Consider the following 15,564-nt stretch of genomic DNA (forward strand, 5'->3'; position numbering starts at 1 on the left):
GGAACGGCCCGTTACTTTATGCGGTGATAGAAAGAGTAAACTCGGCGTTATCAAATTTGGTGACGTTTACCGGTTCAAGCGTTGCAACGCGGTAGGCCACTTCATTAAGGCGTGGGGCATCGGCTGGCGCATTCATGGCGATCACCGCACTGCCTGCATCCAAACCAGAAATAATGCCCGCAGGCGCATCCTCAACTACCACGCAATGCGTAGCTGAAAGCCCCAAACGCTCAGCACCCAGCAGGTAAGGTTCGGGATTAGGCTTACCGCGCTTGATATTCTCAGCGGTAATAAACACTTTTGGCATCGGTAGATTTGCGGCTTTATGGCGCGCGTGGGCGACCGGAATCGAACCCGAGGTTACAATCGCCCACGGGATCTGCAACTCATTCAACGTTGACAGTAACGCTAACGCGCCCGGAATCGCCTGTACGCCTTGCGTGTCTTCCGCTTCGAGACGTTCAAGCCAGAGAAATTCCGCCTGAATCGCCTCTTCAGATTGCCCTGCCATGAAATGGCGCAACGAATTGATGGCAGGCTTCCCGTGTATATAGCTCAGGACTTCTTCCGCCGACAAACCATGGCGCTCGCCCCACAGTGACCATGCGCGAATCACTGCAGGCAATGAATCCACCAGCGTACCGTCTAAATCAAACAGAAAACCCCTGTACTTCACGCATCGCTCCTTATTCAGGCATTGATAATCTGCGCGATCTCATTCGCGCTGAGATGATATTGACGCGGACAAGTGTGCCACACCGTTAACATGCGTTGGTATTTTTCCCACATCGGCGTTTGAGCATTGAAGCCGTGGGTGCCGGAATCAAAGTGGGTATAGCGCCCTTCAACATTCACCATAAAGCGCACGTAGCCGAGATAGCGCGCTTCGGTGGCCGCATCAAAACCAAGAAACGCCAGGCGACGCTCGTCAATCGCGCTGCCATCTTTGAGGTTCGACCAGGAAACATGCAGCGCATGGTGCATTTCCATAATATCGATGAGCAGGCGACAGGTCGCTTCCGTTAACTCGCCGAACTCTTTGTCGAGCTCGCGTAACTGCAAGCCATAGCCGCGTTCAATAATGGTTTGATAACGACGATAGCGCTCAGCGTTATCCGGCTCAAGCATCGCCATCATTTTGTATTGATTGGAGAGGATCAGTCGTTGTGCGTGGGTCATTTCCATGGTTTTCTCCCGGGCCAGCAGGCCGCTTAAGATTTAAACAATGAAGAAATGATTACACAAGGAGAGTGATGCGTGTATGTCCGCACCACTTTTCTTTGATTTGAACCGGGATTTGGCTCAAATTCTCTGGCAGGTAAAAGCGTCAGCAGATCAAAGATCGTCGAGGAAAGTGCGATCAAGCTGCTTAAAGGCACGTTTCAACACTTCGGCGAGTGACTGATATGTCGGCTTACCATCAACCGGTGCTATCGCCTGCCCCGCTTCTTCCAGCTTGGTGCGCACTTCATGAAACCACTGCAGCAACGTCGGCGGCAACGGCGTCACAGAACGTTTCCCCAACCACCACAATCCTTGCATCGGCAGGCTGCAGGCAAACAGCGCAGTTGCAATCGCAGGGCCGAGTTGTCCACCCATCGCGATTTGCCACGTCAGCGTGAAAATCGCCAGCGGCGGCATAAAACGAATGGCAAAGCGGGTTGCATTGACCACGCGATTTTCAGGAAACACCGGCGCCAGGCGCTTGTCTGTAGGCCAGGTCTTCATGTATCGCTGTCCGCGCTGGAACAAGCCGAACCAGCCGGGATTGTCTGTCTCATTCGCCATGATAGACCTCAACTAAATCTGCAATATTTAAAATAAACCGATAACTACACAACTTTACGTGACATCCTTCAAAAGTTTTTGTCTTTGCGGGTGACAGTGAGTATTCTGACGCCGTTTCAGTAACATTACCGGAAGCTTTAGCTCAATAAAAGAGCGGCCAGAGCCATGTTTCGCTAAGTGCTTATCAAAAATAAGCGTAAAATCACCAAAATTTTTTGCATGTCAGTGAAATTTTGACTAGCACATGATGTTTATCATTAACCTACCAGCTTTCATGGGCTACGCTGTTAGTCTGATTGCGTTTTTTTTAGCCACTATTTAACAAAATAGGTACTTCCATGTCGACGAAGTTAGTTCTGGTTCTGAACTGCGGCAGCTCTTCACTTAAGTTTGCCATCCTTAACCCTGTTACCGGCGACGAATACTTGTCCGGTCTGGCTGAATGCTTCCACTTACCGGAAGCACGCATTAAGTGGAAACTGGACGGCAGCAAACAAGAAGCTCAGCTTGGCGCGGGTGCGGCACACAGCGAAGCACTGAACTTCATGGTTAAAACTATTCTGGCACAAAAACCAGAGCTTTCGGCACAAATCGCTGCAATCGGCCATCGTATTGTTCACGGCGGCGAGCAGCTGACCAAATCGGTCATCATCGACGAATCCGTTATTCAGGGCATCAAAGACGCCTCTTCTTTTGCGCCACTGCATAATCCTGCGCATTTAATCGGTATAGATGAAGCGCTGAAAAACTTCCCGCATCTTTCTGATAAAAATGTGGCGGTTTTCGACACCGCATTCCATCAGACAATGCCGGAAGAGTCCTATCTCTATGCTCTACCGTACAAATTGTATAAAGAGCACGGCGTTCGTCGCTACGGCGCACACGGCACCAGCCACTACTATGTGACGCAGGAAGCCGCGAAAATGCTGAACAAACCGGTTAGCGAACTGAACATCATCACTTGCCACCTCGGCAATGGCGGTTCTGTTTCTGCTATTCGCAAAGGCCAGTGTGTTGATACCTCAATGGGCCTGACACCGCTTGAAGGTTTGGTGATGGGCACCCGCAGCGGTGACATTGATCCGGCCATTATCTTCTTCCTGCATGATTCCCTGGGCATGAGCGTTGATTCCATCAACAAGTTGCTGACCAAAGAGTCTGGTCTGCTGGGTCTGACCGAAGTCACCAGCGACTGCCGCTATGTGGAAGACAACTACGCCACCAAAGAAGATGCCAAGCGTGCGATGGATGTGTTCTGCCACCGTCTGGCGAAGTACATCGGCAGCTACACCGCGCTGATGGAAGGCCGTCTGGACGCAGTGGTCTTCACCGGCGGTATCGGTGAAAACGCCGCGATGGTACGCGAGCTGGCGCTGCAGAAACTGGGCCTACTCGGCTTCGAAGTCGATCACGAGCGCAACCTGGCGGCACGCTTCGGCAAATCTGGCTTCATCAACAAAGAAGGTACGCGCCCGGCCGTGGTGATCCCAACCAACGAAGAGTTGGTGATTGCTCAAGACGCCGCGCGTCTCACCGCTTAAAAACACTTCTCTCCGTCAGCTTAGGCTGACGGAGTTGTTTTAGACAGTCTGCAACACCTGAGAGGTTTCTATCGTGTCACGTACAATTATGCTCATTCCTACCGGCACCAGCGTCGGTCTGACCAGCGTCAGCCTCGGCGTGATCCGTGCCATGGAGCGCAAAGGCGTGCGCCTGAGCGTATTCAAGCCCATTGCCCAGCCACGTGCGGGCGGCGATGCGCCCGACCAAACCACCAGCATTATCCGTAAAAGCTCCGCGATTCCTGCCGCTGAACCGCTGCAGATGTCACGCGTTGAGTCGCTGCTCGGTTCTAACCAGCAAGATGTGCTGATGGAAGAGATCATTGCCAACTACCACGCGAACGCCAAAGACGCGGAAGTGGTGCTGGTAGAAGGCCTGGTTCCTACGCGTAAACATCAGTTCGCCTCTGCGCTGAACTATGAGATCGCCAAAACCCTGAACGCCGAAATCGTCTTCGTGATGTCGCTGGGCAACGATTCTCCGGCGCAGCTGAAAGAGCGTATCGAGCTGACGCAAAGCAGCTTTGGCGGCAGCAAGAACAAAAACATCACTGGCGTGATCATCAACAAACTGAATGCGCCGGTGGATGAGCAAGGTCGTACGCGCCCGGATCTGTCAGAGATTTTCGATGATTCCACTAAAGCCAGCATCGCCAACATCGCTCCTAAGCAGCTGTTTGCCAACAGCCCGCTGCCGGTACTGGGTTGTGTGCCGTGGAGCTTTGACCTGATTGCTACCCGCGCCATCGACATGTGCCGTCACCTGAACGCCGATATCATCAACGAAGGTGAAATCCAGACGCGCCGTGTGAAATCCGTGACCTTCTGTGCGCGTAGCATTCCGCACATGCTGGAGCACTTCCGTCCGGGTTCACTGCTGGTGACTTCCGCCGATCGTCCTGATGTGCTGGTTGCCGCCTGTTTGGCCGCGATGAATGGCGTTGAAATCGGTGCAGTGCTGTTGACCGGTGGATATCAGATTGAAGCGCCAATCGCACGCCTGTGCGAACGTGCGTTCCAGACCGGCCTGCCAGTATTTATGGTGAAAACCAACACCTGGCAGACGTCACTCAGCCTGCAGAGCTTCAACCTCGAAGTGCCGACTGACGATACGCAACGCATCGAAAAAGTGCAGGAGTACGTGGCCAGCTTCATCAATGAAGATTGGGTGGAATCGCTGACTGCAACTTCAGAGCGCAGCCGTCGCCTGTCTCCACCGGCATTCCGCTACCAGCTCACCGAGCTGGCGCGCAAAGCCGGCAAACGCATCGTGCTGCCAGAAGGTGACGAGCCGCGTACCGTCAAAGCGGCGGCGATTTGCGCCGAACGCGGCATCGCCACCTGTGTGCTGCTCGGCAACCCGGAAGAGATTCAGCGTGTTGCGGCTGCGCAGGGCGTTGAACTCGGCAAAGGCATCGTGATCGTGGATCCAGAAGTGGTACGCGAAAACTATGTGCCGCGTCTGGTTGAGCTGCGTAAGAGCAAAGGCATGACCGAAGTGGTGGCGCAGGAACAGCTGGAAGACAACGTGGTGCTGGGCACCATGATGCTGGAAAGCGGCGAAGTTGATGGTCTGGTATCCGGCGCGGTTCACACCACGGCGAACACCATTCGTCCACCGCTGCAGCTGATCAAAACCGCGCCAAACAGCTCGCTGGTGTCGTCGGTGTTCTTTATGCTGCTGCCGGAGCAGGTTCTGGTGTATGGCGACTGCGCCATCAACCCGGATCCTAATCCAGAACAGCTGGCAGAAATCGCGATTCAGTCTGCCGATTCAGCCAAAGCCTTCGGTATCGATCCACGCGTCGCGATGATCTCCTACTCCACCGGTAACTCCGGTGCCGGTAGTGACGTTGAGAAAGTGCGTGAAGCCACGCGCATCGCGCAGGAAAAACGCCCTGATCTGGTGATCGATGGTCCGCTGCAGTACGACGCCGCGATTATGGAAGACGTTGCCAAATCCAAAGCGCCAAACTCTGCGGTTGCAGGTCGCGCTACCGTGTTCATCTTCCCGGATCTGAACACCGGTAACACCACTTACAAAGCGGTACAGCGTTCTGCTGACCTGATCTCCATCGGGCCGATGCTGCAAGGCATGCGTAAGCCGGTGAACGATCTGTCACGCGGCGCACTGGTGGATGACATCGTTTACACCATCGCATTGACGGCGATTCAATCCCAGCAGGCCGAAGGCTAATCCCTTCCCCGCCCGGCAAAAAAGCATGCACTTCGGTGCGTGCTTTTTTTTTGCCCTGCACTTCACTGGCATAAACCCTGCGCTGCGCTAACACTGATTGAAGTCTGCCGCTAATTGCGAGGTGAATAATGAGCAACAGTGATGTGCACAGCCGTCGTTTACAAGCCACGCCGCGCGGCGTAGGCGTGATGTGTGATTTCTATGCGGTGAAAGCCGAGAATGCCACGGTGTGGGATCAGCATGGCCGCGAATACACCGATTTTGCCGCAGGCATCGCGGTGCTTAACACCGGGCATCGTCACCCGAAAGTGATGGCGGCGGTGCATCAGCAGCTTGAATGTTTTTCCCATACCGCATTTCAAATTATCCCTTATGAGAACTACATTCACCTCGCTGAGCGGCTTAATGCGTTAGTGCCGATTAATGGCGCGGTGAAAACCACCTTTTTCTCAACCGGTGCAGAAGCGGTCGAAAACGCGGTCAAAATTGCGCGCGCGGCCACCGGTCGTCCCGGCATCATCGCCTTCACCGGCGCGTTTCACGGCCGCACCAATATGACAATGTCGCTAACCGGTAAAGTGGTGCCGTATAAAACCGGCTTCGGCCCCTTCGCCAGCCCGGTGTTTCACGCACGCTATCCCAACCCGCTGCACCACGTCACAGTTAGTGATGCGCTCGATAGCCTGGAAGCGATTTTCCGCAGCGATATCAGCCCGCAGCAGGTGGGGGCAATTATCTTTGAACCGGTTCAGGGCGAAGGCGGTTTCTACAGTGCGCCGCCAGAGTTTGTCGTTGCACTGCGTGAGTTATGCGATCGTCACGGCATTCTGCTGATCGCCGATGAGATTCAGAGCGGTTTTGCGCGCACCGGCAAGCTGTTCGCCAGCGACTATTACGCCGTGCAGCCCGATCTTATTACCATGGCGAAAAGTCTGGCCGGCGGTTTCCCGCTCTCGGCGGTGTCGGGACGCGCGGAAGTCATGGACGCGCCTCAACCTGGCGGCCTGGGCGGAACCTATGCTGGCAGTCCACCGGCGATTGCAGCGGCGCTGGCGGTGTTAGAGATCATCGAAGAGGAAGCGCTGTGCAGCCGCGCCAATCAATTAGGCAGCCGATTAAAACAGGCGTTACAGCGTGCGGATTGTAAAGCGCTGGTGGAGATACGCGGATACGGCTCGATGATAGCGGCGGAATTCAATGATGTGGCGGGTAAGCCGTCGGCGGAGATTGCCAGAGCTATTCAGCAGCAAGCGCTGGAACAAGGCTTGATTCTGCTGACCTGCGGCGTGTACAGCAACGTGATTCGCTTCCTCTATCCGCTGACCATTCCCGATGCACAGTTCGAGGATGCTTTGACGCTGTTGACGGGTATTCTGCGGGAACATTAACAATGTGTATAAGGTCGCCATAAATGGCGACCCTACGGCATGATTATGCTTCGCTGCTCTGTTTACGACGTGCGGCATCGCTGTTTCGGCTCAGCCACAGTGATAGCGCCTTAAGCGAATCATCGGTGAACTCGTCACAGCGCGCAGTGATCTCTTCCGGCGTCATCCAGAAGATCTCGTCTACTTCCTCTTCCTGCATGGCAAACGGACCATGGGAAACGCAGCTGAACAGCCCGCCCCATACGCGGCAATGCTGATCTTCAAAGTAGAACTGTCCGTGCTCGGCGAACGGAACGGCCGCAATACCCAACTCCTCTTCCGCTTCACGACGTGCCGATTCCAGCAGGTCTTCCCCGCTCTGCACCACGCCACCGGCAGTGGCATCCAGCATACCCGGCATGAAGTCTTTGATTTCAGTGCGACGCTGCACCAGAATTTTGCCCATGCCATCGTGCACCACAATATAGGTCGCACGATGACGCAGACACTGCGCACGCATCTGCGCACGGCTGGCCTGCGCAATGACTTCGTTCTCTTCGTTAACGATATCAACCCACTCGATACCGTCACCTGCCGTTTGATCCACCATCCGTAACCCTTTTCTGTTTTCGGCGTGCCCAGCACGCGCCTGTTTGCCATGCTTTATTAGAATGAGCGGTAAGGTAAAGCGTTCTTTTCGCCATCGCAAGGCGCATCGTGCTCAGCGTGTTTTACCCGATTCCGCTAACCAAAGTTGCACCGAAGCACGCTGCCACTGGAACTCAGCATAGTGCTGTAGCTTCACCGGCAGCGCATCGCCGTGCAGCGCCAGACGATTAATCATCACGGCTAAATCGGTATCCGCAATCGACCATTCGCCAAACAGATTTTGCTGTCCGTCAGGCAAAAGGCGCTGCACCGCAGCAATGAGTTTATTAGCGGCTTGCTCACCCGCTGGCGTAAGCGGCGCAAAACGTTCGCCGGCGAACAGCACTTCGGTGGGACGCTCGGAGCGCAGCGCCATCAAATCGCTGCGCAGCCACGCCTGCACTTCGCGCGCATGCGCGCGTTTCTCGCGATCGCGCGGATAGAGCCGCTCGAACTCTGGCGCCGGAAAACGCTCTTCCAGATACTCGGCAATCGCGGAAGATTCCGTCAACAGCACATCATCGATTTGTAGCGTAGGCACGCGACTGGTCAGCGACAGCGCGCGGTATTCATCATCCCACTGCGCATTCTGCGATAAATCGACGCGCTTCAGGGTGAAGGGTATGCCCTTCTCGGTTAGCGCAACATAAACCGACATGGCGTAAGGACTGAAAAAGCAAGAATCTGACCACAAGGTAATGGTTGGATAATTCATTGGCTGCCTCAGGAAAGCGTCAGGTGTGCATCATGTTTACCGATTTTTATTTGTTAAGGCAATGGTGCGCTGGTCGGATCTTTACCCTCTAAGACCAGCGCTGACTTTTCCTTTTTCTTCATAAGCGTAAGCCGAGTCACGCCGCGCGCACGCTTCTCTTCTATGCTCAATCTGAGCAGATAAAAAATGACAAGGAGGCTCAACATGCATTTACTGATCACCGGCGGCACCGGCCTGATTGGCCGCCACCTGATTCCGCGTCTATTGCAGCTTGGCCATCAGGTGAGCGTTGTTACGCGCGATGTGGCCGCCGCACGCGAGAAACTCGACGCCAGCGTCGCGCTGTGGTCCGGCATCAATCAGCAAACCGATTTAAACGGCATTGATGGCGTTATCAATCTCGCGGGTGAACCGATCGCCGATAAACGCTGGACCGAACAGCAGAAGCAGCGGCTATGCGAAAGCCGCTGGCAGATTACCGAGCAGTTGGTGTCGCTGATTCACGCCAGCAGCAATCCCCCACAATTTTTGATTTCCGGCTCGGCTACCGGCTTTTATGGCGATACCGGCGATCTGGTGCTGACCGAAGAGGATCCGGGGCACGACGAGTTTACCCATGCGCTGTGCGCCCGTTGGGAGCAATTGGCGCTCACTGCGCAGAGCGATCGCACCCGCGTCTGCCTAATGCGAACTGGCGTGGTGCTGGCGAAAGAAGGTGGCGCGTTATCGAAGATGAAGCTGCCGTTTAAGCTTGGCGTCGGCGGCCCGATTGGCAGCGGCAAACAGTATCTGCCGTGGATTCACATCGACGATTTGGTTAACGCGATGCTGTGGTTGATCGACCATGCTGAACTGCGCGGCCCCTTCAACATGGTTGCGCCTTATGCGGTGCGCAATGAGCAGTTCGCCGCCACGCTCGGCCATGTGATGCATCGTCCGGCCTTTATGCGCACGCCATCCAGCGCCATCAAGCTAATGATGGGTGAATCGGCAGTGCTGGTGCTCGGCGGACAACATGTGTTGCCGAAGCGCTTAGAAGAGTCTGGCTTTGGTTTTCGCTGGTACGACCTGGAGGAAGCCTTGCGGGATGTCGTGTAGGGGCGCCATTAATGGCGCCCGCCTATCACAGATTAACTCCTTTGCTGCGCCACACGTGATTTCAATGCCGCCGGTTCATGCGTATGTCCCGGCTGCGGCACGCGAATAATAAAGGTCAGCACACCAGCAAACACATACAGCGCGGTATACGCCCACACCACGCCAACGATATCGAAAAACGGCAACATCACCGAAGCGATCGCAGGCGCAACAAAGTTACTCAGTCCAGCCGACAGATTGTAAATCGATACCGCAGCACCTTTATGATGCGGCTCCAGCGTTGGAAACACCGCAGTCATCGGCACAAAGGCCGCGACAAAAATCCCCAACATCACCGCCGGAATCAACGCCACCCAGAAGTTATGTCCGGCATACAGCGGCAGGTAGTAAAACGCCAGACTGGAAATCGCCATACCGAGGCAGCCAAACCAGCGCACCTGACGGATCCAACCCAGTTTCTCGCCGGTAATGCCCCAGAAGATGTTAGTAAAAATGGTGACGAAGAAGAATACCGCCCAGATTTGCAGCCACTCGGAAATGGTAAAACCAAGGCGATCGACGAACAGCAGCGGCATGATAATAGCGAAACCAAACAACGACAGCGTGTTAATGATGCGAATCAGGCAGGCATAAAAAACGTGCTGGTTGGTAAACAGAATGGTTACCGCGCGCGACATTTCGGTCATTTTGTCACGCATCGGCAAATTGACGCGCGAACGGTCAACCGGCACATGACGCAAGCTGAAGTAAGCCAGCACGCCACCACAGGCAACCCAAATGATCGCCAGCCACAGCGTGCCAGTTTCGCCCAGCATCGGGATGGTCAGACTCGGCAAATAGCTGCCGACCACACCGATGCCGACTGAATACATCGCCCAGAACCAACCGGTGGCGGCCGCCAGTTTTTCCCGCGGCAGCACCTGCACCAGCATCATCATGAATGAGTAGATAAATAGCGGATACGCCAGGCCGCGAATGCCGTAGAACAACACCATCAACGGATAGTTGCGCATGCCAAGGCCGAGTGACATAAACAGCGTGTGCATCACGATCCACAGCACGAAGCCAATCATCATGGCACGCTGAGGCGTAATAAGTTCCGCCACCACGCCCGATGCCCAGGCGGCCAATGCTGCAGCCAGCCCGTAGAAGGTAAACACCACCGCTGACTGCGCCGGCGTGAAGCCCATATCGGTGATATGGCGCGACAGGAACGCCATTTCAAAGCCGTCACCCGCCATAAAAATAGCGATGGCGAGGAAGCCCCAAAACATCTTTTTCGGTAAGCCAAACCAGTAATCATTCGATTGCATCTCATTCATCCTCTGTTTGGAATTATTCAGGTAGCAACGCTCGCGCCTGCTGCTGTTGGGCATAGAGCGTGCGGAACAGCTGCAATCGCTGCTGCAAAACCTTGCCGCGCGCAGCATCTGGCTGATAACGCGCCTGCACTGGTGGTTTGAGGCAAACGTCGCTCTCCACACCACCAGCGGCCAGCCACGCCAGACGCGCAGCCCCTAAAGCGCCGGACGCGCTGGCGGGATGCGTGACAATCGGCAGTTGCAGCACATCGGCGATCAACTGCGCCCACAGCGTGCTGCGCGCCCCGCCGCCGGTCAGGCTGCACTGCAGAATCTGGCGCTGCGCATCACCGAGCACCGCGAAACCGTCGGCCAGACCAAATGCCACGCCTTCAATCACCGCGTAGCCAAGCAGCGCGCGTGGCGTTTCATGGCGCAGATTGAAGAAGGAACCGGAGGCGTCAGGATCGTTGTGAGGCGTGCGTTCACCAGAGAGATAGGGCAGGAAAACCGGCGCATGCCGCCGCTGTTCTTCGCTGAGTTGCGCCATCTCATCCATCAGTTGGCTTTCGGTAACGGAGAGCAGATTGCACAGCCAGCGCAGGCAGCTGGCGGCACTGAGCATCACGCTCATCTGGTGCCAGCGTCCGGGCAAGGCGTGGCAGAAAGCGTGCACGCCCGATTGCGGATCGGCCAGCAAACGGTCGTTGACCACAAAAATCACGCCGGAGGTTCCCAGCGAGATAAAGGCATCGCCCGGATTGACCGCACCAACGCCGACTGCCGAAGCAGCATTGTCGCCAGCGCCACCCGCCACGCACACCGCGGCCGACAAGCCCCATTCACTTGCCAGATCGGCTTTTAATGTGGCGCTGACGGCGCTGCCTTCCACTAACTCCGGCATGTTGGCGCGCGTCAGTCCGGTGATGGCCAACAGTTCGTCGGACCAATCGCGCTTTGCTACGTCGAGCCACAGCGTGCCCGCCGCATCTGAAGGTTCACTGACAAAGCGTCCAGTCAAACGCCAGCGCAGATAATCTTTCGGCAGCAGCACTTTGTCGATGCGACGGAAAATCTCTGGCTCATGTTCTGCCACCCAGCACAGTTTGGGTGCGGTAAAGCCCGGCATGATCATATTGCCGCTAATTTGCATCATCTCTGGATGTTGCCTGCTCAACGCTTCACACTGCGGCGCGCTGCGCGTGTCATTCCACAGAATGCACGGACGCAGCACCTCGCCCTGCGCATCCAGCAGCACAGCGCCGTGCATTTGTCCCGACAAGCCAATGGCGCGAATCTCGCTCCATGCCTGTGCAGCCTGCTGGCGTAATCCAGCAAGCACTTCACCGCACGCTTGCCACCAGCGTTCTGGATCTTGCTCCGCCCAATGCGCATGCGGACGCTGCACATTGAGCGTGGCGTGATTCGAGGCGATGATCTCGCCCTGCGCATTGATGATCAGCGCTTTGAGCTCCGAGGTACCAATATCAATTCCCAGATACATGCTGCGCTCCTTACACCGCGGCCAGCGCGCGTTCTGGCTGTTTCAGCCACAGCTGCAGATCCGCCACGCTGCGCGTCACCAGCGCATGAAACGCCTTGTCCTGTGCCAGCTCGCCAAACAGCGCGCTATCGCTGAGGAAAGCATTCAGTGCATCGGAGCGGCTAAACTGCTGGCGCAGCGCATCAGCTTGCAGCACGCCATCCTGATAGGTGTAAGGCAAATCATCACTGGCCCAGCGTTGCAGAAACAGGAAGAACAGCGCAGGCAGTACGGCGGTGGCCGCCGGTTCTGCACCGCGCTGATAGCATTCGCGCAGTGTTGGCGTCACCATGCCGGGGATTTTCGACAAACCATCTGCACCTACACGCTGGTTGGTGTCTTTGATGTAGGGATTACTGAAGCGTGCCAGAACCACATCGCGGTACTCGGCTAAATCCAGCGGGCTGGGCGACAGCGATGGCATCACATCCTGCGTCACGTAGTCATACGCCAACTGATAAATCGTTGGCTGACGCGTGCTGTCATCGATGTAATTGAGGCCAATCAGCGTGCCTGCCCAGGCAATCGCCGCATGCGTGGCGTTGAGGATACGGATTTTCGCCTCTTCCCAAGGCAATACCGATTCCACCAGCTCCACGCCAACCTTCTCCAGCGCCGGACGTCCGGCAATGAAGTCATCTTCAATCACCCATTGAATAAAGGATTCGGCCATCACCGCCGCGCCATCGTCTTTACCGGTGGCGGCCTTGACGCGCTCAGCCACATCCGGCGTCGGGCGCGGCGTAATGCGATCCACCATGGTATTGGGCGACGTGGTATTTTCGCGCACCCAATTCGCTAAGGCGTTATCGCCTTTGGCCGCAAGAAACGCGAGAAAGCCGTGACGGAAACGTTCGCCGTTGTGGCGCAGGTTATCGCAGTTGAGCAGCGTAACCGGCGCGCCACCGTTCGCCACGCGCTGCGTGAGGATGCGCGCCAGCGCGCCATAAATCGTGCGGATGTCGCCTTTTACATCGGCCTGCACATCCAGCTGGGTGAGGTCCAGTTCGAACTCCGGCGTCAAATAGTAACCGGCTTCTGTGACGGTAAAACCGATCACACGGGTTTCACTTTTCGCACCCTGCTCAATCAGCGCGCTGATGTTGTTATCCCACGGCAGGATTTTGCGCAATGAAGTGATGGTTTCGTAGGCCCGTTCGCCCTCTGGCGTCACAGTTTCCAGCACATACTCGCCATCTTGCGCAGCGAGTTGCTGCAGCAACGGCGCGGCATCATTGCGGATATTGCCGAGAGCGATGCTCCAGCTGTCATCGCCCTGCTCACGTAATTTATGCAGATACCACGCCTGATGAGCACGGTGAAAAGAGCCTGCGCCGATATGCATCCATACTGATTGATTGGTCATAGCTGCCTCAAAATAAACATTTGCCACGATTAAGGGCATTTGCCCGATGACGCGTAGCATAGTGCGACCCCGCAGCCATGTTCTGAGAGCCAAATCACAATTAATACTTTTGCTCTTTTTTAGGGCTTTTGCTCAGTTAACACTTAACCGGCATCTCGCGTTAACATGGCGCACCGGTTTTGACGGAACAGCGCGATGAGCAGAGAAGAGAAAAAACAAGAACTGGCAGCACGTGCGGCCTGGATGTATTACGTGGCGGGCGTGACGCAGCAGGAGATTGCGCGCGCATTAGGATTGTCGCGTCAGGTGGCGCAGCGTTTGGTCTCCAGCGCGCGTGAAATGGGCATGGTCAGCGTTAAGATCGATCATCCCGTCACCCACTGTTTGCATCTGGCGCGCGAGGTTCAGGAGAAGTTTGGCCTGCAACTGTGTCGCGTGGTGCCTTCCGCCAATCTGGATGACGACGCTATTCAGCAGATGCTGGCAGTTGAAGGCGCGGCGGTGATGGCGCAATACATCAGCGAGGAGCAACCGCAGGTGTTTGGCATTGGTTCTGGTAAGACGCTGCGCTCGATGATCGATGTGCTTCCCTGGGTTGAGCGACCACAGCATCAATGCGTGTCGATGATTGGCGCGATTGCGCGGGACGACTCGGGTACGCGCTACGACGTGCCGCTGAAGATGGCGGAGAAGATGCAGGGCAAATATTTCTTCATTCCTGCGCCGCTGTATGCGGATACGCCCGAAGACAAAGAGATGTGGATTCAGCATCAGGTTTACCAACGCGTGACACAGCGGGCATTGCAGGCGGATGTGGCCTTCGTCGGCATTGGCGAAGTGCAACCCGGCTGCCCGCTGCATGCCGAAGGCTTTATCACCGATGCGCAAGTTGCAGCGCTCAACGCGCGCGGCGTGGTCGGCGAAATGCTGGGGCACTTTTTCAATCAGCAAGGTGAACGCGTGTTGGGTGAAACCGATGAACTGCTCACCAGCGTGTTGCTGGAGAGTAAGACGCAACGCCAGATTATTGGCTTTGCCGGCAGCGAACGTAAATATCCGGCGATCCGCGCCGCGCTGCAGGGCGGATGGGTGTCAGGTCTGGTGACCGATGAGGATACAGCGCTGAAGTTGTTGCGGGAATAAAAGAGTGCGCATAAATGCGCACCTTAGGCCGTAGGGTCGCCATTTATGGCGACCTGCAACTACTTCAACGATCCCTTCAAAAACTGCTGCAAGCGTGGGCTTTTCGGGTTGCCGAACAGCTCATCTGGTGAACCTTGTTCCTCAATCTTGCCCTGATGCAGGAAAATCACGTGATTAGAGACGTGACGAGCAAACTCCATCTCGTGCGTCACCACCACCATGGTTTTGCCCTCTTCCGCCAGCTTTTGCATGATGCGCAGCACTTCGCCGACCAGCTCTGGATCAAGTGCCGAAGTGGGTTCATCAAACAGCAACACTTCGGGCTCCATCGCCAATGCACGCGCAATCGACACGCGCTGCTGCTGACCACCGGAAAGGTGCACCGGGTATTTGGCGCGCGCACGCGCATCAATGCCGACTTTATCCAGATACTTAATCGCCCGCTCACGCGCTTCCGCTTTGCTCAGCCCCAGCACCTGAATCGGCGCTTCGGTGACGTTATCCAGCACCGTCATGTGGCTCCACAGGTTGAAGTGCTGAAACACCATCGTCAGACGCGTGCGCAGCATACGCAGCTGCTCTTTATTCGCGACTTTCAGTTGGCCATCGGTGTCGCGCACCAGATTGATCTGCTGGTTGTTGACCACAATGGTGCCTTCGCTCGGTTTCTCGAGGAAGTTAATGCAGCGTAAGAAGGTACTTTTCCCGGAACCGGACGAGCCAATAATGCTGATCACATCGCCGGCATTGGCCTGCAGCGATACGCCTTTCAGAACTTCATGTTCACCGTAACGTTTGTGCAGTTCGGTAACGCTTAATTTATTGTCAGCCATAGT

General features: G+C 55.8%; 14 protein-coding genes. 5 read left to right on the forward strand and 9 right to left on the reverse strand.

The window, feature by feature from the left end; genetic code table 11:
* Positions 1 to 16: 16 nt before the first annotated feature.
* From ACXIZX_RS12870 to yfbV, 3 genes are all read right to left on the reverse strand, one after another.
* Positions 17 to 676: a sugar phosphatase gene (locus ACXIZX_RS12870; RefSeq protein ID WP_479404305.1), complete on the reverse strand. Its 660-nt coding sequence runs from the start codon at positions 674 to 676 to the stop codon at positions 17 to 19.
* 14 nt (positions 677 to 690) lie between these two features.
* Positions 691 to 1,185 carry a YfbU family protein gene (locus ACXIZX_RS12875; RefSeq protein WP_008105160.1) on the reverse strand — a complete coding sequence of 165 codons (495 nt, stop codon included), beginning with the start codon at positions 1,183 to 1,185 and terminating at the stop codon, positions 691 to 693.
* Positions 1,186 to 1,335: 150 nt separating this feature from the next.
* Positions 1,336 to 1,788 (reverse strand): terminus macrodomain insulation protein YfbV, encoded by a 453-nt coding sequence (gene yfbV / locus ACXIZX_RS12880; RefSeq protein ID WP_008105162.1) that lies wholly within the window; start codon positions 1,786 to 1,788, stop codon positions 1,336 to 1,338.
* Between the two features lie 338 nt (positions 1,789 to 2,126).
* Here yfbV and ackA point away from each other — a divergent pair, with 338 nt between their 5' ends.
* From ackA to ACXIZX_RS12895, 3 genes are all read left to right on the forward strand, one after another.
* Positions 2,127 to 3,329 carry an acetate kinase gene (gene ackA / locus ACXIZX_RS12885; protein WP_479404306.1) on the forward strand — a complete coding sequence of 401 codons (1,203 nt, stop codon included), beginning with the start codon at positions 2,127 to 2,129 and terminating at the stop codon, positions 3,327 to 3,329.
* A 73-nt stretch (positions 3,330 to 3,402) separates the two neighbouring features.
* Entirely contained in the window at positions 3,403 to 5,547 is a 2,145-nt protein-coding gene (gene pta / locus ACXIZX_RS12890) for a phosphate acetyltransferase (protein WP_479404307.1), read from the forward strand.
* 128 nt (positions 5,548 to 5,675) lie between these two features.
* The gene (locus ACXIZX_RS12895; RefSeq protein ID WP_479404308.1) at positions 5,676 to 6,935 is read left to right on the forward strand and encodes a 4-aminobutyrate--2-oxoglutarate transaminase; all 1,260 of its coding nucleotides are present in this window, start codon (positions 5,676 to 5,678) and stop codon (positions 6,933 to 6,935) included.
* 43 nt (positions 6,936 to 6,978) lie between these two features.
* On the opposite strand, the gene yfcD is transcribed toward ACXIZX_RS12895, so the two are convergent.
* Both yfcD and yfcF read right to left on the reverse strand, forming a co-directional pair.
* Positions 6,979 to 7,524 (reverse strand): NUDIX hydrolase YfcD, encoded by a 546-nt coding sequence (yfcD, locus tag ACXIZX_RS12900; protein ID WP_007889295.1) that lies wholly within the window; start codon positions 7,522 to 7,524, stop codon positions 6,979 to 6,981.
* Positions 7,525 to 7,635: 111 nt separating this feature from the next.
* Positions 7,636 to 8,277: a glutathione transferase gene (gene yfcF, locus ACXIZX_RS12905; RefSeq protein WP_061717846.1), complete on the reverse strand. Its 642-nt coding sequence runs from the start codon at positions 8,275 to 8,277 to the stop codon at positions 7,636 to 7,638.
* A 204-nt stretch (positions 8,278 to 8,481) separates the two neighbouring features.
* Here yfcF and ACXIZX_RS12910 point away from each other — a divergent pair, with 204 nt between their 5' ends.
* Positions 8,482 to 9,375 (forward strand): TIGR01777 family oxidoreductase, encoded by an 894-nt coding sequence (locus tag ACXIZX_RS12910; RefSeq protein ID WP_479404309.1) that lies wholly within the window; start codon positions 8,482 to 8,484, stop codon positions 9,373 to 9,375.
* 32 nt (positions 9,376 to 9,407) lie between these two features.
* On the opposite strand, the gene ACXIZX_RS12915 is transcribed toward ACXIZX_RS12910, so the two are convergent.
* From ACXIZX_RS12915 to dalD, 3 genes are read right to left on the reverse strand one after another with little or no spacing between them, the layout of a single operon-like run.
* Complete coding sequence (locus tag ACXIZX_RS12915) at positions 9,408 to 10,688, reverse strand: MFS transporter (protein ID WP_479404310.1); 1,281 nt, start codon at positions 10,686 to 10,688, stop codon at positions 9,408 to 9,410.
* 22 nt (positions 10,689 to 10,710) lie between these two features.
* Positions 10,711 to 12,180, reverse strand: a complete 1,470-nt coding sequence (xylB, locus tag ACXIZX_RS12920; protein WP_479404311.1) for a xylulokinase — start codon at positions 12,178 to 12,180, stop codon at positions 10,711 to 10,713.
* 10 nt (positions 12,181 to 12,190) lie between these two features.
* On the reverse strand, positions 12,191 to 13,585 hold the full coding sequence (dalD, locus tag ACXIZX_RS12925) for a D-arabinitol 4-dehydrogenase (protein WP_479404312.1): 1,395 nt from the start codon (positions 13,583 to 13,585) through the stop codon (positions 12,191 to 12,193).
* Positions 13,586 to 13,780: 195 nt separating this feature from the next.
* Here dalD and ACXIZX_RS12930 point away from each other — a divergent pair, with 195 nt between their 5' ends.
* The gene (locus tag ACXIZX_RS12930) at positions 13,781 to 14,728 is read left to right on the forward strand and encodes a sugar-binding transcriptional regulator (RefSeq protein WP_479404313.1); all 948 of its coding nucleotides are present in this window, start codon (positions 13,781 to 13,783) and stop codon (positions 14,726 to 14,728) included.
* A gap of 59 nt (positions 14,729 to 14,787) precedes the next feature.
* On the opposite strand, the gene hisP is transcribed toward ACXIZX_RS12930, so the two are convergent.
* Positions 14,788 to 15,561, reverse strand: coding sequence for a histidine ABC transporter ATP-binding protein HisP (gene hisP / locus ACXIZX_RS12935; RefSeq protein ID WP_008105186.1), 774 nt, complete (start codon positions 15,559 to 15,561; stop codon positions 14,788 to 14,790).
* Between the last annotated feature and the right edge of the window lie 3 nt (positions 15,562 to 15,564).

It is taken from the genome of Candidatus Pantoea symbiotica (assembly GCF_056491525.1).